The following is an 18,903-nucleotide window of genomic DNA, read 5'->3' as shown; positions in this document are numbered from 1 at the left end:
GCTCACCATGCAGCGCTTGCTATGCCCCGTGGAAACGCTTTACGTCGGCCAGCGGAGCCGGGCCGTCATTTCCTGCGCGGTGTCGGGCGGGGTCGACCCGCAGGTGCTCACCGCGGCCTTCGCGGACCTGACCGCCAAACACCCGCCACTGCGCTGCCGCATCGCACGCGAGGACACCGGATTCGTCCTCCAGGAGCTCGACACCCCGCCGCGCCTGGTGGTGCGGGAGAGTGCCGACGACGGCTACGCCGACGAACTCAACGCCCCGCTGCCGGTGGGCGGCCCGCTGGTCCGCGCCACGCTGCTGCGCGGCGCCGGTACCGACACCGTGGTGCTGGTCATCGACCACGCCATCACCGACGGCCACAGCGCCATCGCACTGCACCACGCGCTCTGGGACCGCTACGCGCAACTGCTCGCCGCACCCGGTACGCCCCCGGAGTCGTGGCGCACCGACTGGCCGGCGCCGCTGACCGAGCAACTGCCGCCCTGCCCCGAGGAGGAGGTCGCCCGGTACTTCGACCGCCGGGTGGCCGCCGCCCGGGCCCGTCCGGTCGAGCTGGTGCCCTACGACGCTGCGGGCGGGGCCGAGGGTGGCCGGATCGAGGTTGCCCGACTGCGGCTGAGTGTCGAACGGACCGCTCAACTGCGCTGCACGGCAGCCGCGTTCGGCGTCTCGGTGCAGGGGCTGATCGCCGGCGCCCTGCTGGTCGCCGCCCGGCGGCGGCTGCCCGGTGAGGGCCCGCGGACGCTCGGCTGCCTGTCGCCCGTCGACGTGCGCTCCCGGATGGCGCCCCCGGTGCCGCGCGACCAGATGATCGCCGCCGTCACCTCCAACGTCCAGGCGCTCGACGTCGCCCCGGACAGCGAGCCGGTGGAGCTGGCCCGCACGGTGACCGGCGGGCTGCGCAGGGCCCTGGAGGCCGGCGAACCGCTGCTGGAGGTGCGCATCATGCCCCGGGTGGCGGAGTTCCCGCCGCTGATGGCCGGCACGGTGATCGCCACCAACATGGGAGCCGTCGCGGCCCCGCCGCTGCCCGAGGGACTGGAGCTGCTCGACGTGCGGCTGGTGCCGGCGCGGGAGCAGTACTTCCCGCAGGCCGGTCGCAGCCCGCTGATGGCCTGTGTGACCACCTTCGACGGGCGCCTCGCGGTGGAGTTCCCGTACTGGACCGAGTGCTTCAGCGCCCCCTTCATGGCGGTCCTCCGGGACGACGTGCAGTCCACGCTCCTGGACCTCGCCGCGCTCGGCGGGCCGACCGGGAGCGCCGCGTCGTGACGGCGGTCGACACGAGCCCGGCCGCGACCGCGGCGCCGCTGCTCGCGCGGGCGCAGGCCGGCGACCGGCGGGCGCTCAACGACCTGCTGGCCCACATCGCGCCCTACGTCTCCCGGGTGTGCACGCCGATCGCCAGGCGGCACGGCCCGGACGCCGCCCAGGAGGCCCTGCTCGCGGTCTACCGCGGCGTGCACGGCCTGCGGGACACCGGGGCGTTCTACGGCTGGGTGCGCGCCATCGCCGTCCGTGAGGCGGTGCGCGCCGCCCGGCTCTCGGTGGACTCCACCGCGGACGCGCTCCCCGAGGTCACCCAGGACGCCAACCCGCTGGACGTCGTGCACATCGACGACATCCTGGACCGCCTCTCCCGTCAGCACCAACAGGTGCTCTCGCTCAGGGTGCTGGGCCTGAGCGAGGAGGAGATCGCGCAGGCCCTGCAGCTCCCGGTCGGCACCGTCCGCTCCCGCCTGCACCGGGCCCGGCGCCGCTTCCGCCAGCACTGGAACGCCACTCCGATCTGCTGACCCGGTCCGGCTCGTCGCGGGGTCAGCTCCTCGGTACCAGGGTGTTCTCGTTGGTGCGCCCGGCGCCGAAGTCCTCGATGTTGCGGGCGGTGGCGTCGATGATCTGGCCGACGGCGGTGCGGGTGAAGTAGGCCTGGTGCGAGGTGACCAGGACGTGGGGGAAGGTGACCAGGCGGGCGAGGGTGTCGTCGCTGATGCCCTCGACGGAGCGGTCGTAGAAGAAGACGCCGGTCTCCTCCTCGTAGACGTCGAGGCCGACGCCGGAGAGCCGGCCGGCGCGCAGGGTCTCCACCAGGGCGGCGGTGTCGACGAGGCCGCCGCGGCTGGAGTTGACCAGGATCGCGTCGTCCTTCATCCGGGCGAGCGCGGCGGCGTCGATCAGGTGGTGGGTGGCGGGCAGCAGGGGGACGTGCAGGCTGATCAGGTCGGCGCGGGCGAGGAGGTCGGGCAACTCGGTGTAGGTCATGCCGAGTTCGCGGCAGGCGGGGTTCTCGGCGATGTCCCAGCCGAGCAGCTCGGTGCCGAAGCCGTGGGCGATCCGGGTGAAGCACTCGCCGATCTTGCCGGTGCCGATCACGCCGACCGTCATGCCGTGGACGTCGCGGCCGAGCAGGCCGTCGAGGCGGAAGTCGAACTCCCGGCAGCGGAGGGCGGCCCGGGCGAGCCGGCGGTTGACGGCCAGGGCCAGCGCCCACGCGTGCTCGGCGACCGCGTAGGGGCTGTAGTGGGAGACCCGGGCCACCGTGAGGCCGAGTTCGGCGGCGGCCTCCAGGTCGATGTTGTTGAAGCCGGTCGAGCGCTGGGCGATCAGCTTGGTGCCGCCGGCCGCGAGGAGGGTGAGGGTGCCGGCGTCGAGGACGTCGTTGACGCTGCTGCTGACGCCCGGGTAGCCGGCGGCCAGCGGGGCGGTGTCCCGGTTGAGGAAGACGCTCAGGCAGCGCAGTTCGTGCCGGCCCGTGAACGCCTGCTCCAGCAGGGGCCGCTCGTCGGCCTGAACGCCGTACGCGAGGATCTCCATCGGCTGCATCCTTCCCGTGGTGGTCTGCTCCACCGGCCACGCTAGCCCGCGGGCGCGGGCGGCGTGCGGGAACGACACCGGCCCCGGGCGGACGCCCGGGGCCGGCGGGGGGTGAGGGGAGGGTCAGAGGACCGTCTCCGCCTCCACGTAGCGCTCCTGCGGCACGGTCTTCAGCTCGGCGACGGCCTCGCCCAGCGGCACCAGGTTGATGTTGGTGCCCTGCAGTGCGGTGATGTGGCCGAAGGCGCCCTTGTGGACGGCCTCCACGGCGTGCCAGCCGAACCGGGTGGCCAGCACCCGGTCGTACGCGGTCGGGGTGCCGCCGCGCTGGGTGTGGCCGAGGATCACCGGGCGGGCCTCCTTGCCGAGGCGGTGCTCCAGCTCGCGGGAGAGCTGGGTGGCGATGCCGGTGAACCGCTCGTGACCGTAGATGTCCTTGCTGCCCTCTTCCCAGTGCATGGTGCCGGCCTCGGGCTTGGCACCCTCGGCACAGACCACGATCGCGAACTTCTTCTGCCGGTCGAAGCGTTCGCGGACGACGGCGGTGAGCTTGTCGATGTGGAAGGGGCGCTCCGGGACGACGATCGCGTGGGCGCCGGCGGCCATGCCCGCGTTGAGCGCGATCCAGCCCGTGTGGCGGCCCATGACCTCGACGACCATGACGCGCTGGTGCGACTCGGCGGTGGTCTTCAGCCGGTCCAGGGCCTCGGTGGCGACCGAGACGGCGGTGTCGAAGCCGAAGGTGACGTCGGTGCACGCGATGTCGTTGTCGATCGTCTTCGGCACGCCGACGATCGGCAGGCCGGCGTCGCTCATCAGCTTGGCGGCCTTGAGGGTGCCCTCGCCGCCGATCGGGATGACGGCGTCCAGGCCGAGGTCCGCGCAGTACCGCTTGGCGCGTTCGACGCCGTCGCGCAGGTGGCTCGGCTGCACCCGGGAGGAGCCGAGAATGGTGCCACCCTGGGCCAGGATGCCGCTCACCGAGTCCAGGGTGAGGGGGCGGTGCACGCCCTCCAGGAAACCTCGCCAGCCGTCCTCGAACCCGATGATCTCGTCACCGTGGTCGACCACCCCCCGGTGGACCACGGAGCGGATCACCGCGTTCAGGCCGGGGCAGTCACCGCCGCTGGTCAGCACTCCAATACGCATTGCTTTGCAACTCCCGAGCAGAACCGAGGAACGGCCGGACTACAGGCTGGGACGACGAACCGTCACCGTAGCGGCCCCGTTCCACGCCGTGATGGCGGGGAGATGACCGTGGGGTGAAGGACCGGCCGATCCGGACAGAACATCCGAAACCGGCCGCGAAGTCGAGCATACGGCCCCTGCGTCCGGCCGGGCAGGAGCCGACGCGGGAGCGGCGCCGTCGGCGCCCCCGCGCGGAAGTGCAGCCTGCTGCCGAGGAGGGTGTGCAGCCGGCAACCCCATTGTCGTACGTCCGGGCCCGTCCGTGGACCGGGTGACCGCATCGCGGGCACCCGGTCGGGGCGGACCGGCGCACGACGCGTTGTTACGCGGGGCGCGAAGTGGCCGCGATGCGCTCGGCGCGCAGCGCGTCGTACCAGGTGGTGTCGGCCGGCGGCAGGGCGTTGACGTCCAGTGCCAGCTTGATGAGCATGTCCGCCACGGCGGGGTTGCGGGCCATCACCGGCCCGTGCAGGTAGGTGCCGAAGACGGTGTCCCGCCAGGCGCCCTCGGTGCCGTCCCCGGTGCCGTTGCCCCGGCCCGCGGTGACGGTGGCCAGCGGCTGGACGCCCTGGCCGAGGTGGGTCACGCCCTGGTGGTTCTCGAACCCGGTCAGCTGCGGCAGGCCGAGCCGCGGGTCGACGTCGGCCAGCACGTCGCCGACGCACCGGGCGCCCTCGCCGCGGGCGGTCCAGACGTCGAGCAGGCCGAGGCCCGGCTCGCGCTCGCCGAGGTCGTTGATGAACTCGTGGCCGAGGATCTGGTAGCCGGCGCAGACGGCGAAGATGATCGCGCCGTTCTCGGCGGCCCGCACCAGGCCGCTGTCGTTGCGCAGCCGCTCGGCGGCCAGTCGCTGCGGGCGGTCCTCGCCGCCGCCGATCAGGTAGATGTCCCCGCTGGTGGGCACCGCCTGGTCGGAGCGGACGTCGATCCGGGTCACGTTGAGGTGGCGCTGGCGGGCCCGGCGCTCCACGACCAGGGCGTTGCCCCGGTCGCCGTAGGTGCTGAGCAGGTCCGGGTAGACCCAGACCACGCGCAGGCTGCTCTCACTCATCCTCGAAGGCCTTCCATCGTGAAGTGGGCTGCTGGGCCGGGCATCAGCCGGCCACGACCTTCCGCAGCTGCTGGAAGGCGGTGTAGTTGGCGATCGCCTCGATCCGGCCGGGCGGGGCCATCCGGACGGCCTGCTCCAGCGACTCCACCACGTGGAACTGCAGCCCGGCGACCTCCAGGCGGACGGCCAGGTCCAGCTTGCGCTGGCCCATCACGAAGACGGGGTGCCCGGCGAGGCGCTCGTAGTCGACGTCCCAGAGCCAGGAGGTGTCGGTGCCGTCGGCGTCGAGCGCGTTGACGGAGAGGATGACCGGCGCGGGCGGGCCGTCGATCAGCGAGAAGGTCTCCAGCCAGCCGGCCGGGTTCTTGGCCAGCAGCAGCCTTATGTCGCGGCCCTGGTACTGCACCACGTCGTAGCGGCCGGCCACGGCCGTGACCGACTGCATCCGCTCCAGCGCGACCTGCGGGGCGACGCCGAAGACGGCGGCGACGGCGGCGGAGCTGGTGGCGTTGGCCAGGTTGGCCCGGCCGGGCAGCTGGAGCGAGATCGGCCAGGCGCCGCGCTGCGGGTCGATCACGTGGGTGCCCTGGAGCGCCCAGTGCGGGTTGGGACGGCGGAAGCCGCAGTCCTGGCAGAACCAGTCCTCGCCGGGGCGCTGCATCACGCCGCCGCACGCGGGGCAGGACCAGGCGTCCTCCTTCCAGGCCTGGCCGGCGGCCACCCAGACCACCTTCTTGCAGGAGGAGGCGGCCCAGGTCACCAGCGGGTCGTCGGCGTTGGCGATGACCACGGCCTCGGTGTCCTGGAGGCCCTCGCGCCACTTCTCGGCCATCATCCGGGTCTCGGCGGCGCGGTCGAGCTGGTCGCGGGAGAGGTTGAGCAGGGCGATCGCCTTCGGGCGGGTGTCGCGGGCGACCCCGGCCAGGTACTTCTCGTCCACCTCGATGACGCCGAAGCGGGCCTCGGAGCCGCCGGCCAGGGCGGAGGTGATGCCGGCCGGCATGTTGGCGCCCAGGGCGTTGGAGACCACCGGGCCGGCGGCGCGCAGCGCCTCGGCGATCAGCCGGGTGGTCGTGGTCTTGCCGTTGGTGGCGCTGACCAGCACGACGTCCAGGTGGTCGGCGAGCGTGGCGAGCAGGTCGGGGTCGAGCTTGAGGGCGACCTTGCCGCCGATCACCGAGCCGCTTCCGCGGCCGGCCTTACGGGACACGGCGGCGGCCACCTTGCCGGCCGTGACCGCGATCTTGGCGCGGGCCGGCAGCGAGGCGTCGCGTGCGCCTGTGGGCTCCGATTCGGTGCCTGCCATGCTCAGTGGTTCCTCCTTGCTGCGGCACCGCCCGGGGCCGGATAACGGGCCGTTGGGCGGCGGGGACGGGGCCAGCCTACCGACTCCGCCGCCCGGCTCGGCGATCCGGACCCCGTGCCGCCTGCTCCGGAGGCCCTGCCGGGGCCGTCGGCGGGCCCTGACGCGGCGTCAGTAAAGACGGTGTACGGACGGGCCCTTCGCCGCTGGGGACGCCGTTCCGGGGGCCTGCGGTTCCCCGCGGGCCGGGGCGCGGCGGGGCCGGACGGCGCGATCGCCGTCCGGCCCGGGGCGTCCCGTGAGGATCTGGTGAAGAAACGACTACCGGCCCGGCCGGGTCGGCCAGGGCGCGGGCAGCTCCTCGGCCGCCTCGGCCAGGTGCGCCGTGATCACCAGGGTGCCCTCCTCCACCTGGTAGTCGAGCGGGGCGGCCAGCTTCCGCATGGTGGCGATCAGTCCGGTGTTGGAGGACTGCGTGACGGCGTACACCGTCTCCACGCCCGCCTCCAGGGCCAGCGCCGCCATCCGCCGCATGAGGTCCAGCCCCAGCCCGCGCCGCTGCCAGGCGTCCTCGACCAGCACCGCGACCTCGGCGCCGTCGCCGTCCCACATCAGGTGCCCGAGGGCGACGATCCGCCCGTCCGCCGCCTCCACCGCGAGGGCCTGGCCGTGCCGGGCGTCCAGCAGGTGGTCCAGGTAGCGGTCGGCGTCCCGGACCGGGCCGTGGTAGCGCTTGCGCAGGGTGTCGGAGGAGCAGCGGCGGTGCATGGCCAGTGCCGCCTCCTTGTCGCCGGCGTCCGCGCGCCGCACGGTCAGGTCGGCCCCGGCGGGCTGGGCCAGCCGGGCCCGGACGTCCGGGACCCGCGGGCCGAGCAGGGTGTCCAGCTCGACCAGGGCCTGCGCCCGGGCGAACTCGGTCGGGGTGAACGGCAGCTGCGGGCGGCTGAGCTCGATCAGGTCGCCGGACGGCACCGGCAGGCGCATCACGTGCCCGTCCACGCCGGCGCCGCCGCGCCCGGCCGCGCCCGGGTACTGCCGGATGGTGCACTGCCCGAAGAGCTGGCGCAGCGCGATCGGCAGCTCGGCGGCGTCCAGCGCGGTACGGGTCGCCAGCGCCAGCACGTGGGTGGGCACGTCGACCAGGTCGTGCGCGTCGGCCGGGGCGCTCCAGATGTCGTGCCCGCCGGCGGCGGCCACCAGTGCGGCCAGGTCCGCCCGGGTCAGCGACTGCGGTGCGCGGACGAAGAACTCGTCCACGGTGCCGCTGGGCAGCGGGTGCGACTGCATCGAGACGATGTTGACCTGCCGCTGCGCGAAGGCGGTGCACACCCGGGCCAGGCTGCCGGGGGAGTCCTGCACCGTGGTGCGCACCCGCCAGAGCGTGGTCTGCTCGAAGTCGTGCAGCGGCCCCTTCAGCGGCTCCCCGGACGCTCCCGGCGTTCCCGGCACGGCCGGGGGCGCGGGCGCGTCCGGGGCCGGCGGCCCGTGCAGCTGATGGCGGTGTGACCACCAGGTGTGGAAGAGCGCCGTGGCCACCAGGGCGACCGCGGAGCCGGCCAGTACCACCGGGCCGTCCGGGCCGTGCACCACGACCTTGGCCACCAGGTCGGCCGCGGTCACCGAGAGGAAGACCGCGGCGAGCTCCACGGTGTCGCGGCGCCAGCGGTGGGTGCGGGCGCCGCGCCGCTGGGCACGGGAGGGGGTCGGCGTCGAGGATGCGGTCGGTTCGGTCGTCGTCAGCTGCTCCGTGTGCTCCATGCCGACAAATCTGCCGCTCCGGTGTTTCGCGATCACGAATCCTCCGTGACCTGTCGGTTAATGTCTCCGGGCCCGGGTTAAGGCAGCTCGCGGGCGGCGGCCTTCACCTCGGCCAGCAGCAGTTCGAGGTCGGCCTCGGTGGTGGCGGCGTTGAGCAGGCAGGCGCGCAGCATCTCGCGGCCGTCCAGCCGGGCCCCGGTGACGAAGACCCGGCCGCGCCGCTGCACCGCCACCGGCAGCTCCCGGTTGACGGCGTCGAGGGCGGCCTCGTCCCGCCCGGCGGCGCGGTGACGGAACGCCACGATCGACGTCTGCACCTCGGCGAGGAGCTCCAACTCATCGTCCTTCTCGATGAGTTCGCCGAGCCTGCGGGCCAGGGCGGTGCACCGGGCGATGTCCCGGGAGAGGCCGTCGCGGCCGCGGTGGGCGATGGTGGCCCACACCTTGAGGGCGCGGAACGGGCGGGTCTGCTCGGTGCCGTACTCGGAGAACCAGCCGAGCGCGCCGGCCGCCTCGTCGCGCAGGTAGGAGGGGACGAGGCTGAAGGTGCCGCGCAGCTCCCCGGTGTCGCGGACCAGTGCGCAGCCGCAGTCCACCGGCACGCCGAGCCACTTGTGCGGGTCGAGGGCGAGCGAGTCGGCCCGCTCCATCCCGGCGTAGCGGTGCGCGATCGCCGGGTCCAGCACGCCGAAAGCCCCGTACGCGCCGTCCACGTGCAGCCAGAGCCGCTGCTCGGCGCAGAGGTCGGCGACCGGGTGGAAGGCGTCCACCGCGCCGGTGCCGACGGTGCCGGCCGAGGCGACCACCAGGAACGGCAGCAGTCCGGCGGCCCGGTCGCGCCCGATGGCGGCCCGCAGGTCGTCGACGTCGAGCAGGCCGTCCGGGCCGGTGGCGACGGTGCGCAGGTGCCTGCTGCCCAGGCCCAGCAGCTCGGCCGCCTTGCGGACGCAGGAGTGCGTCTCGCCGGTGACGTAGCCGACCAGCGGCGGCATCCCGGCGAGGCCGTCCTCGCGGACGTCCCACCCGGCCTCGCGGGCGGCCCGGTTGCGGGCGGCGGCCAGGCAGACGATGGTCGCCATCGAGGTGCCCGAGGTGAGCAGCCCGCCGCCGGCCGGGTGCGGGAAGCCGACCAGCTCGGCGATCCAGCGGACCACCGCCCGTTCCAGGTGGACGTCGGCGTGGTCGCCGCCGGCCGAGCTGGGGTTCATCGCGGAGGCGGCCAGCGTGGCGAGGACGCCGGCCGGCGCGGGCGCGGAGTTCACCCAGCCGAAGAAGCGCGGGTTGCCGTTGCCCATCGGGTGCGGCAGGACGTCCCGGCCGATCGCGGCGAGCAGCTCGGTCAGCGGGCGGCCGGCGGCCGGCAGCGGCGCGTCCAGCAGGGTCCGGCGGGCTTCGTCGTCCATCGGCCGCCAGACCGGGCGGGCGGGCAGTTCGGCGAGGTAGTCGCTGACCAGGTCGGCGGCGGTGTGCGCGGCGGCGCGGAAGTCCTCGGAGGTCACGGCGGCTCCAGGTGGTGCGGGCCTGGCGGCGCGGCGTCCTCGGCGCACCCGGGTCGGCCCGATCCTACGGAACCGGGCCCGCGCCGTGCGGCGCGGGCCCGGTGGGCGGGACGTGGCCCGGGGGCCGGGGCGGGGAGCGGTCAGTCGAGCGAGGCGGAGAGCCCGCTCGCCGAGCGGCAGTAGCCCTGCATCTCCTTGTTGGTGATCTTGGCGCAGAGCCGTCCGGCCGCACCGGCGTCCGTGTAGTTCACCGTGTAGTAGCTGACCAGGCCCTCGGCGCAGGCCTTGCGCTGCCAGCCGTCGGCGGCGGTGGCGCACTGCTGGGCGGCCCAGTCCTCGCGGTCCAGGTTGTACTTCATGGTCCGCGAGCCGACGCCCCGGCTGCAGTCCACCGCGCCGCCGGAGGCCTTGCCGGCCAGGCACCACTTGAGCGCGTCGCCGTACACCTCGGGGTGGTTCGGGTAGTCGTGCGAGGAGAGGTAGAAGGTCGGCGCGTAGAAGTAGCAGGCGGACTGGAACAGCGCCGGCTGGTCCTTGCACGGGTAGAGCGGGTCCTGGGCGAGCTTGTCGGCGGGCAGGTTCGCCTTTGCCGTCTCGTCCTCCTCGTCCGGCCCGAAGAGCTGCATGAACAGGCCCTCGGAACAGCGGATCCGGTTCTGGTCGGTGGTGAACTTGTTGCACAGGTCGCGGGCCTTGGCCACGTCCTGCTTGGCGACGAACATCGTGCCGTGGCCGACGCCGTGGATGCAGGGGCCGCTGTTCTTGGGCGCGCAGAGCTTCAGCAGGTCCACCTCGGGCTGGGTGGAGGCGTTCAGCATCTCCTCGACCGCGCCGTGCAGGTAGCCGGCCGCACACGTCTCGTGCGGGAAGGAGATGACCTTCTGGAAGTCGGCGTTGTACCGCTTGACCGCCTGGTGCCCGAGCTCGTGCGCGATCGGGTGGCAGAACCGGACGGTGTACGGCTTCTCCTTGGTGATCTTGTCGAGGTCGGCCAGCGCGACGCCGGGGTCGGTGGCCTCCATCTCGGCCATCATCTTGTTCCGCAGCGTCGAACGCGTCCAGACCGCCGGGTCGCCGGTCGGGGTGGCCGACGCCCCGGCGGTCTGGACGGTGCCTGCGGCCGGTGCGCCCGAGCCCGCCGCGCCGGGGGCGGCCGACGCGGCCGCCTGGGTGCCGGTGGCGGGCGTCCAGTCGGTGACGGCCACCGATCCCAGGCCCAGGACCCCCAGCAGGAGAGCGGTGAGAATCGCGAACGCTCGCGGTTGCATGACGGAGATCCCCCGGCGGATCGAGACGGACGGTTCGCTCCCCATCCTGACGGCACGCGGCTGCGAATCCGCGTTATCGGCCGCCATTCGGGAGGTGTCGGCGACGCTACCGCACGCCGTTCCCACCCGGCGAAGCGGGATGGCCGGGGGTCGCCACCCGGACGGCGCCGCGCCGTCCGGGTGCCCGCGCCGCGCCGTCCGGGGGTGACGGCCGTTCAGAGTTCCAGCGAGACCCGGTACTCGGTCAGCCAGGTGTTGAGGTCCAGCGCCAGGTCGACCCCGAGCCGGACGGACTGCGGGTCGGTGTCCGGGGCGAGCGCGTCGACGAGCGCCCGGCGGTCCAGCAGCGGCAGGACGGGGGCGCCCGGGTCGGCGGCCAGCTCGGCCAGCTCGGCCCGCAGCAGCGCCGGGTAGCGCGGGTCCTGGACGACGGGGTACGGGCTCTTCAGCCGGTCCGCGACCGCCGCCGGGAGGACGTCCCGGACGGCGGCGCGCAGCAGGCTCTTCTCCCGGCCGTCGAAGCTCTTCATCGCCCACGGGGTGTTGAAGACGTACTGGACCAGCCGGTGGTCGCAGAACGGCACCCGGACCTCAAGGCCGTTGGCCATGCTCATCCGGTCCTTGCGGTCCAGCAGGATGCCGACGAAGCGGGTGAGGTTGAGGTACGAGATCTCCCGCATCCGCCGCTCCACCGGGTCGGCGTCCGGCAGGTGCGGGACCTCGGCCAGCGCCTCGCGGTAGCGGGCCCGCCGGTACTCGTGCACGTCGAGCTTGCCGACCAGGCCCCGGTCCAGCAGCTGCTCGCGCGGCCCGGTGCCCGTGCCGCCCAGCTGGGCCACCGCGCCCGCCCACGGGAAGTCGTCGGCGGCGACCAGCTGCGGGTCGTGGAACCAGCGGTAGCCGCCGAACAGCTCGTCCGCGGACTCGCCCGACAGCGCCACCGTCGAGTGCCGCCGCACGCCGCGGAAGAGCAGCAGCAGCGAGATGTCCATGTCGCCGAAGCCGCCCGGCGCGTCCCGGGCGCGCAGCACGGTGGCGCGCTGCGCCGGGTCGCTGAGCTCGGCGCTGTCCAGCTCGACGACGCTGTGGTCGGCGCCGACGTGCTCGGCCAGCAGCCGGGCGTACGGGCCGTCCGGGGTGGAGCGGACCTCGTCGGCCCGGAAGTGCTCACTCTGGCCGGTGAAGTCGACCGCGAAGGAGCGGACCGGGCCGGCTCCGGCGGCGCGCAGCTGCCTGGCGGCGAGCGCGGTGACGGCGCTGGAGTCGAGGCCGCCGGAGAGCAGCGAGCAGAGCGGGACGTCCGACTCCAGCTGGCGGTGGACGATGTCGTCGAGCAGGGCCCGGACGGTGGCCACGGTGGCGTCCAGGTCGTGGGTGTGCTCGCGGGCCTCCAGTGCCCAGTAGCGGCGGATCGAGACGCCCTCGCGGCGGACCCGGACCACGTGGCCGGGCGGCACCTCGACGACGCCCCGGTAGATCGAGCGCCCCGGGGTCTTGGTGACGGCGAACAGCTCGCGCAGCCCGTCGAGGTCGACCACCGGCCGGACGTCGGGGTGGGCGAGTACGGCCTTCGCCTCGGAGCCGAAGACCACGCCGTGCCGGGCGCGGTGGTAGTGCAGCGGCTTGACGCCCATCCGGTCCCGGACCAGCAGCAGCTCCTCGCTGCGGGCGTCCCAGACGGCGAAGGCGAACATGCCGTTCAGCCGCTCGGCGAGGCCCTCACCCCACTCCAGGTAGGCGTGCAGCACCACCTCGGTGTCGCTGCGGGTGCGGAAGCGGTGCCCGGCCGCGGCCAGTTCGGCGCGCAGCTCGCGGTGGTTGTACACCTCCCCGCTGTAGGTGAGGGCGGCCAGCACCCGGCCGTCGTGCTCCACCGTCATGGGCTGGGTGCCGCCCTCGATGTCGATCACGGCCAGGCGGCGGTGGCCGAGCGCGGCGTGCCGCTCCAGGTGGACCCCGCCGGCGTCAGGGCCGCGGCAGAGCTGGGTGGCCGTCATCGCGTCGAGCACAGGGCGTTCGGTGGTGAGGTCGCGGTCGAAGGCGACCCATCCGGTGATCCCGCACATCAGCAAGCCTCCGGTCTTCCGGCACGCATCTCCGATGCGTATGCGGAGAATCACGCTACGTGGCGATCCGGTGCCGCTACAAGGGTGTGTCGACAAGGCGATGAACGTCCTCCCCGCCCGCCGGGGCGGGCGGGCCGGGCGTCCGGTGACGACCCTTGGGCCGAAAGCCTCGGGATCTGCCCGAATTCGGGCAGGATCTTTGATCTTCCCGGTCCGTCCGGCCTAGGCTCCTCACTCGTGTCCAGCTCACCCGGCGTCCCGCACCCCCACCCCTCGCACCACCCTCACGAGGAGCTGCTCGCCCACCTCACCCGGACCAGCCCGCTCGGGCCCCGGGAGGCGGCGCGGGTGGTCGCGGAGGTCCTGGCGTACTTCTCCGAGACGACCGAGGAGTACGTCCGCCGCCGCCACGGCGAGCTCCAGGCGCGCGGCCTGACCAACGAGCGGATCTTCGCCCGGCTCGCCGAGGAGCTTCCCGCCCGCCGGGTCGCGGCCCCCGGGCTCTCGGCCCGGCAACTGCGCCGGATCGTCTACGGCTGAGCACCGACCTGCTCGGCGAAGCCACCCCCTCTGTCATTCGAAGGAGTCACCCAGATGTGCGGAATCGTGGCCTACATCGGCCCCAAGGACGCGACCCCCTTCCTGCTGGAGGGCCTGGCCCGGCTGGAGTACCGCGGCTACGACTCGGCCGGCGTGGCCGTCAGCGGCCGCACCGGCGGACTGAAGGTCCGCAAGGTCAAGGGCCGGGTCGCCGACCTCGCCGCCGCCGTGCCCGCCCGGTTCAAGGGCACCACCGGCATCGGCCACACCCGCTGGGCCACCCACGGCGTGCCCAGCGACGCCAACGCCCACCCGCACCTGGACAACGCCGAGCGGATCGCCGTCGTCCACAACGGCATCATCGAGAACGCCGACGAGCTGCGCGCCCGCCTCACCGCCGAGGGCGCCGTCTTCCGCTCCGAGACCGACACCGAGGTGCTCGCCCACCTGATCGCCGCGCACGCCGCCGAGGGCATCGAACTGGAGGAGGCCGTCCGCGCCGCGCTCGGCAAGGTGGTCGGCACCTACGGCATCGCCGTGCTCGACGCCGAGCAGCCCGACCGGATCGTCGTCGCCCGCAACGGCAGCCCGATCGTGCTCGGCATCGGCGAGAAGGAGATGTTCGCCGCCTCCGACGTCTCGGCGCTCGTCCGCTACACCCGCCAGGTCGTCCACCTGGAGGACGGCGAGCTGGCCACCGTCCGCGCCGACGGCTTCCGCACCTTCACCGAGGACGCCCGCACCACCCACCGCCAGCCGTCCACCGTGGACTGGGAGATCGACTCCTACGACACCGGCGGCTACGAGCACTTCCTGCTCAAGGAGATCCACGAGCAGCCCGGCTCCGTCGAGCGCACCCTCAGCGGCCGGCTCGACGAGCGGTTCAACACCGCCCACCTCGGCGGCCTCAACCTGGACGCCCGCGAGCTGCGCGAGATCCGCCGGGTCAAGATCCTCGGCTGCGGCTCCGCCTACTACGCCGGCGAGATGGGCGCCCAGCTGATCGAGGAGTTGGCCCGGATCCCCGCGCACAGCGAGCCCGCCTCCGAGTTCCGCTACCGCAACCCGGTGATCGAGGCGGACACCCTCTACGTCGCGGTCAGCCAGTCCGGCGAGACCTACGACACCCTGGCGGCCGTCCAGGAGATCAAGCGCAAGGGCGGGCGGGTGCTCGGCGTCGTCAACACCGTCGGCAGCGCCATCGCCCGGGAGTGCGACGGCGGCATCTACCTGCACGCCGGGCCCGAGATCTCGGTCGCCTCCACCAAGGCGTTCACCTCCACGGTCGTCGCCTTCGCGCTGCTCGCCCTGCACTTCGGCCGCATCCACGACCTCTCGCCCGCCGACGGCCGCCGCATCGTGGCCGGCCTCAAGGCGCTGCCCGGCCAGATCCGGGAGATCCTCGCGCAGAGCGACGGCATCGCCGAACTGGCCGCCGAGTACGCCGAGTCCGAGGGCATGATGTTCATCGGCCGGGTCCGCGGCTTCCCGGTGGCCCGCGAGGGCGCGCAGAAGCTCAAGGAGATCTCCTACGTCCACGCCGAGGCCTACCCCGCCAGCGAGCTGAAGCACGGCCCGCTCGCGCTGATCAGCCCCGAGCTGCCGACCGTCGCCCTGGTGCCCGACGACGAGCTGTTGGACAAGAACCTCACCACCCTCGGCGAGATCAAGGCCCGCTCCGGCCGGGTGGTGGCCGTGGCCCACCGCCGGCCCGAGGCCAAGCTCGCGGACCACTGCATCCTGGTGCCCAAGAGCGAGCCCGAGCTCGACCCGCTGCTCCTCAACATCCCGCTCCAGCTGCTCGCCTACCACGCCGCCGTGGCGCTCAAGCGCGACGTCGACAAGCCGCGCAACCTGGCCAAGAGCGTCACGGTCGAGTAGCGCGCGCCGGGCCGGACGTGCGCAGGCCCGCCGGGCTGCTGGGGCCGGGCGGGCCTGCGGAGTACCGTGCTACCGGTCTGGCCGGCGGCGTCGGAGCGGACGGGGGGCGTTAGAGCAGGTAGAGCTTGGCGAAGGGTGCAGTGATCCTCTTCTCCTGCGAGCCGAAGTCGACGAGGATCGCGGTGGCTCCGTCCTCGACGGCGACGACACGGCCGAGGCCGTACTCGTCGTGGGAGACGCGGTCGTCGAGGGCGAAGTGCTTGGGCGGTGGTGGCACCTTCGCGCGGAAGGGGCTGGTGGGCAGATGGCGCCTGGGCACGGGCTGGTTCGTCATTACTGCCAGTATGCGCCCCTCCGGGCTCAGCCGGCCCGGTGGACCACCTCGCCGCCGACCACGGTGAGGTCGGCGCGGGTGTCCAGGAAGGCCTTCGGCTCCAGGGCGAAGAGGTCGTCCGAGAAGAGGACGAGGTCGCCGAGCTTGCCGGGGGTGATCGATCCCAGGCGGTCCTCCAGGAAGTTCGCGTGCGCGCTGCCGAGGGTGTAGCCGCGTAGGGCGGCGGCCAGCGTGACGGTCTCGTCGGGCATCCAGGCCTCGCCGCCGGCCAGGCCCTGGCGGGTCACGGCGGTGTAGAGGCCGACCAGCGGGTCCATCTCGGCGACGTTCCAGTCGCTGGAGAAGGCCAGCACCGCGCCGGCGTCCTGGAGGCTGCGCATCGGCCAGGCCTTGGACCAGCGGTGCTCGCCGACCGCCTCGGCCCAGTCCTTGCCCGGGCCGGCGATGTCCGGGGAGCAGTGCCGGGGCTGCATGCAGGCGACCACGCCCAGCTCGGCGAAGCGCGGCACGTCGGCCGGGTCGAGGCACTCGACGTGGACCACCTGGTGGCGGGCGTCGCGGGGGCCGTTGACCCGGCGGGCGTGCTCGACCGCGTCCAGCACGGTGCGGATTCCGCGGTCGCCGGTGGCGTGCACGAAGGCCTGGAAGCCGGCCGCGTCGAGGCGGGCCAGCACCTCGGCGAACTCCCCGGCCGGGTAGAAGGTCTCGCCCCGGTGGCTGTGGTGGCCCGCGTAGGGCTCCAGCAGCGCGGCCGTGTGCGGCTCCACGACGTCGTCGATGTACAGCTTCAGCGGGCCGACCCGGAAGCGGTCGGTGTCGTGCCGGCGCGCCGCCGCCGCGAACTCGGCGAGCTCCGCGTCGGTGGTGCCCCGGGGGTGGAAGAGCGCGGCGACCAGGCGGGAACGGAGCCGGCCCTCGGCGATCGCCCGCTCGTACAGGGCCAGGTCGTCGAGGGAGTTCTGCGGCTCGACGACGGTGGTGATGCCGTAGCGGGCGGCCAGGTCGAGGCTGGCGGCGAGCCGGCCGTACTGGCGGTCGGGGTGGGCCCACGGGACGCCGGCGGCGCGCAGCGCGCGGTGGCCGTCGCGGGAGAGGCCGCGGACCGCGAAGTCGGTGAGGAACCCGGTCGGCTCGCCGGTGGCCGGGTCCTTCTGCACCGTGCCGAAGGCGAGCTCGCCGGTGTCCGCGGTGATGCCGAGGCGCCGCAGGGCCGCGGTGTTCAGCCAGGCGGTGTGCACGTCGTAGCTGAGCACGAAGGCGGGCCGGCCGCCGGTGTACGGGTCGAGGTCGGCGGCGGTGGGCATCCGGCCGCCGGGGATCGCGGTGTAGTCGAAGGCCTCGGCCTCGATCCAGTCCGCCTCCGGGTTGCGGCGCAGCCAGTCGGCGATCCGGCGGCCGATCCCGGGCAGGTCGCCGGCGCCGGCGAGCTGGACGCAGGCGGAGTCGGAGCCGAGCCGGACGTGGTTGTGGCTGTCCACGAAGCCGGGCACCAGCAGTCGGCCGCGGGCGTCCACCACCTCGGTGCCCGGGCCGGCCAGCTCGCGCCAGCCGTCGCCGTCGCCGACCCAGACGATCCGCCCGTCGCGCACGGCGACCGCCTCGGCGCGGGGGCGCCGGTCGTCGACGGTGTGGACGTGGGCGTTGTGGACGATCAGTTCGGCGGGGTGGTTCACGAGGTCTCCGAGGTGGCGGCGTAGGCGGAGGAGGCGGTGGCGGAGGAGGCGTCCGCGGGGCCGGCCTGGTCGGCGGGGAGGCTGAGCACCCAGTGGGTGGCGCTGCGCGGGCGCAGGTAGAGGAACCAGTAGAGGACGCCGACGACCAGGACGGCGAGGGTGATCAGCAGGTCGCGCCCGGCCTGCTGGGTGAGCGTGTAGCCGAGGACCACGGTGGTGATCACCGGTGCGACGGGCCAGAGCGGCATCCGCCAGGCGTCGGTGGCGCGGTGGCGGCCCCGCCGGGCGGCCAGGGCGGCGACGCCGAGCAGCAGGTAGATCACCGCGACGACCACGCCGGTGAAGCCCAGCAGCGCGTCGATCGGCACGGTCAGCGCGAGGACGGCGCCGGGCAGGCCGATCGCCAGGGTGGCCACCCAGGGGGAGCCCCAGCGGGGATGCAGGGTGCCCAGGGCGCGGTTCACCGGGCCGGGCCACGTCCGGTCGCGGGCCGACGCGTACAGCACCCGGCCGTTCTGGATCACCATCACGATGACGGCGTTGAGGATGGCGGCGGCGATGCAGAGGCTGACGAAGGTGCCGACGGCGCTGCCGGCCCAGCCGTCGACGATGGCGACCAGGTCCCCCGCGGCGAGCTGGTCCGGGGAGCTGACACCCAGGCAGATCGCGATCACCGGGAGGGTGATGACGAGGACCCCGGCCAGCAGGGACCAGAGCACCGTCCGGGCGACCGAGCGGCGCGGGTCGCGCAGGTCCTCGGACAGGTAGACGGCCGTCCCGAAGCCGTTGTAGGTGAAGATCGCGACGGCCAGGCCCGAGATCAGCAGCCCCGCGGTGAACGGGCTGGTGCCGCCCTGCCCGTCCGGGACGACCGCGTGCACCAGGGTCGAGGCCGGCTGGTGGACGTGGGTCAGGCCGAGGACGGTGACGACGCCGGCGGCGAGGACCTCCAGGCCCAGGAAGACGCCGGTGATCAGGGCGTTCGACTTGATGTCGAGGACGCCGACCGCGACGGCGAGGGCCATCACCGCGCCGCCGGCGACCGCCGGGTCCAGCGACAGCACCGAGCCCAGGTAGCCGGCGGTGCCCAGCGCGATGATCGGCGGGATCACCAGCAGCGAGACGATCGAGATCACGAACACCAGCCAGCCGGCCAGCCGGCCCAGCACCTGGCCCACGATCGAGTACTCGCCGCCGGCGCTGGGCACCAGGGTGCCGAGCTCGGCGTAGCAGAGGCCCACCCCGAGCGAGAGCACGGCGGCCACCAGCAGGCTGAGCACCGCGCCGCTGCCCTGCGACTGGAGCAGCGGGGGCACGACGATGAAGAGCGAGGACGCGGGCGTGACGCAGGACAGGGTCAGCAGGACCCCGCCGAACACGCCCAGGGAGCGCGGCAGCGCCTCGACCTGCGGCGGTGGGGGAGAAGAAGACGTCATCGGGGGACCGGATCTCTCGCGGGGGAAGGTGTCCGGCCATTGAAGGCGTGCGAAAAGAAAGCGTCAAGAGTGGTTTGGAAACGAT

The 18,903-nt window shown here is 73.7% G+C and carries 15 protein-coding genes; 4 read left to right on the top strand and 11 right to left on the bottom strand.

Translation table 11 applies throughout. The features are described from left to right. Positions 1–28: 28 nt before the first annotated feature. The gene (locus C2142_RS05345) at positions 29–1,279 is read left to right on the top strand and encodes a protein kinase (RefSeq protein WP_241002393.1); all 1,251 of its coding nucleotides are present in this window, start codon (positions 29–31) and stop codon (positions 1,277–1,279) included. Beyond that, complete coding sequence (locus tag C2142_RS05340; RefSeq protein ID WP_241002392.1) at positions 1,276–1,803, top strand: RNA polymerase sigma factor; 528 nt, start codon at positions 1,276–1,278, stop codon at positions 1,801–1,803. Before C2142_RS05345 ends, C2142_RS05340 begins: the two co-directional genes overlap by 4 nt. Before the next feature lie 22 nt (positions 1,804–1,825). Here C2142_RS05340 and C2142_RS05335 read toward each other — a convergent pair whose 3' ends face one another. The 8 genes from C2142_RS05335 to asnB all read right to left on the bottom strand — a co-directional run bounded on the left by C2142_RS05335 (position 1,826) and on the right by asnB (position 12,954). Beyond that, positions 1,826–2,821 (bottom strand): 2-hydroxyacid dehydrogenase, encoded by a 996-nt coding sequence (locus C2142_RS05335; RefSeq protein ID WP_148641314.1) that lies wholly within the window; start codon positions 2,819–2,821, stop codon positions 1,826–1,828. Between the two features lie 123 nt (positions 2,822–2,944). Then, the gene (locus tag C2142_RS05330) at positions 2,945–3,970 is read right to left on the bottom strand and encodes a 6-phosphofructokinase (RefSeq protein WP_148641313.1); all 1,026 of its coding nucleotides are present in this window, start codon (positions 3,968–3,970) and stop codon (positions 2,945–2,947) included. Between the two features lie 361 nt (positions 3,971–4,331). Further along, on the bottom strand, positions 4,332–5,060 hold the full coding sequence (locus tag C2142_RS05325) for a glutamine amidotransferase (RefSeq protein ID WP_148641312.1): 729 nt from the start codon (positions 5,058–5,060) through the stop codon (positions 4,332–4,334). Between the two features lie 43 nt (positions 5,061–5,103). Beyond that, positions 5,104–6,366, bottom strand: coding sequence for a MurT ligase domain-containing protein (locus C2142_RS05320; protein WP_148641311.1), 1,263 nt, complete (start codon positions 6,364–6,366; stop codon positions 5,104–5,106). A gap of 318 nt (positions 6,367–6,684) precedes the next feature. Further along, the gene (locus tag C2142_RS05315) at positions 6,685–8,121 is read right to left on the bottom strand and encodes a GNAT family N-acetyltransferase (protein ID WP_174315589.1); all 1,437 of its coding nucleotides are present in this window, start codon (positions 8,119–8,121) and stop codon (positions 6,685–6,687) included. A gap of 77 nt (positions 8,122–8,198) precedes the next feature. Next, a complete protein-coding gene (locus tag C2142_RS05310) occupies positions 8,199–9,620 on the bottom strand; it encodes a pyridoxal-dependent decarboxylase (RefSeq protein WP_148641310.1) in 1,422 nt (473 codons plus the stop codon). 140 nt (positions 9,621–9,760) lie between these two features. After that, the gene (locus C2142_RS05305) at positions 9,761–10,888 is read right to left on the bottom strand and encodes a hypothetical protein (RefSeq protein ID WP_148641309.1); all 1,128 of its coding nucleotides are present in this window, start codon (positions 10,886–10,888) and stop codon (positions 9,761–9,763) included. Positions 10,889–11,103: 215 nt separating this feature from the next. Then, on the bottom strand, positions 11,104–12,954 hold the full coding sequence (asnB, locus tag C2142_RS05300; protein WP_148641308.1) for an asparagine synthase (glutamine-hydrolyzing): 1,851 nt from the start codon (positions 12,952–12,954) through the stop codon (positions 11,104–11,106). Between the two features lie 237 nt (positions 12,955–13,191). Here asnB and C2142_RS05295 point away from each other — a divergent pair, with 237 nt between their 5' ends. Together C2142_RS05295 and glmS are read left to right on the top strand one after the other, a co-directional pair. Next, positions 13,192–13,494 (top strand): hypothetical protein, encoded by a 303-nt coding sequence (locus tag C2142_RS05295; RefSeq protein ID WP_148641307.1) that lies wholly within the window; start codon positions 13,192–13,194, stop codon positions 13,492–13,494. 54 nt (positions 13,495–13,548) lie between these two features. After that, entirely contained in the window at positions 13,549–15,375 is a 1,827-nt protein-coding gene (glmS, locus tag C2142_RS05290) for a glutamine--fructose-6-phosphate transaminase (isomerizing) (RefSeq protein WP_148641306.1), read from the top strand. Between the two features lie 109 nt (positions 15,376–15,484). On the opposite strand, the gene C2142_RS05285 is transcribed toward glmS, so the two are convergent. From C2142_RS05285 to C2142_RS05275, 3 genes are read right to left on the bottom strand one after another with little or no spacing between them, the layout of a single operon-like run. After that, a complete protein-coding gene (locus C2142_RS05285) occupies positions 15,485–15,709 on the bottom strand; it encodes a hypothetical protein (protein WP_148641305.1) in 225 nt (74 codons plus the stop codon). 26 nt (positions 15,710–15,735) lie between these two features. Then, positions 15,736–17,382 carry an amidohydrolase gene (locus C2142_RS05280; protein ID WP_194235757.1) on the bottom strand — a complete coding sequence of 549 codons (1,647 nt, stop codon included), beginning with the start codon at positions 17,380–17,382 and terminating at the stop codon, positions 15,736–15,738. Then, positions 17,379–18,818 carry an APC family permease gene (locus tag C2142_RS05275; protein WP_194235756.1) on the bottom strand — a complete coding sequence of 480 codons (1,440 nt, stop codon included), beginning with the start codon at positions 18,816–18,818 and terminating at the stop codon, positions 17,379–17,381. Before C2142_RS05275 ends, C2142_RS05280 begins: the two co-directional genes overlap by 4 nt. Positions 18,819–18,903: the final 85 nt, after the last annotated feature.

This window comes from Streptomyces sp. CB01881 (assembly GCF_002953255.1).
Lineage (GTDB): Bacteria > Actinomycetota > Actinomycetes > Streptomycetales > Streptomycetaceae > Kitasatospora.
The sequence above is the reverse complement of the archived record's forward strand: the minus strand, read 5'-3'. Positions and strand labels throughout refer to the sequence as shown.